Origin of the sequence: Pseudomonas sp. WS 5071 (assembly GCF_012985765.1) — a bacterium.
Lineage (GTDB): Bacteria > Pseudomonadota > Gammaproteobacteria > Pseudomonadales > Pseudomonadaceae > Aquipseudomonas > Aquipseudomonas lundensis_A.
Map to the genome: position 1 here is coordinate 1 of NZ_JAAQWY010000094.1, position 578 is coordinate 578.

The window sequence follows — 578 nt, forward strand, 5'->3', positions numbered from 1 at the left end:
GCCGCGCAAGTGATCCTGAATATCTTTCGCCACTCGCGCACCCCGGGTAACTACGTGATTCTCTCGGGGGATGTGCACTACTCGTTCGTCTACAAGGTACTGATCCGCCATCGCAATGTCGGGCCGCATATCTGGCAGATCACCAGCAGCGGGATCAAGAACGAATTCCCGCGGCGCCTGCTGGACTGGTTCGACCGCCTCAATCGCTGGCTCTATGCGCCCTGGTCGCCGCTGAACTGGCTGACCCAGCGGCGCAGCCTGGAAATCCACCCACGCGTTCCGCAGCACAGCCAGGCCGGCGAGCGCCTGTGGAACAGCGCCGGGATCGGCCAGGTATTCATTGGCGAGGACGGCCGGCCGCGCGCGGTGTTGCAGGTCAATGCCGATGGCTCGCCGGCGACCGCCTTCGAGCGACATCGCGACGTCGAAGACGAACGAGCGGACCAGTCGCCGGTCGCGCCGGGTCGCTGAGAGGCCAGAACAAGGGGGACGGGCGGAAGCAGCGCCGGGTCATCCGCCCGCCCGGTTGCAGAACGGCCGCTCCTGCACGTCCAGGGTCGCCGCCAGCGCCTGCCAGG

Annotated in this window: 1 pseudogene; it reads left to right on the forward strand. The window is 67.0% G+C overall.

Annotation, left to right across the window (positions count from 1 at the left end):
* A pseudogene (locus tag HBN61_RS22370) lies at positions 1 to 471 on the forward strand (alkaline phosphatase family protein); the annotation flags it as partial.
* Between the last annotated feature and the right edge of the window lie 107 nt (positions 472 to 578).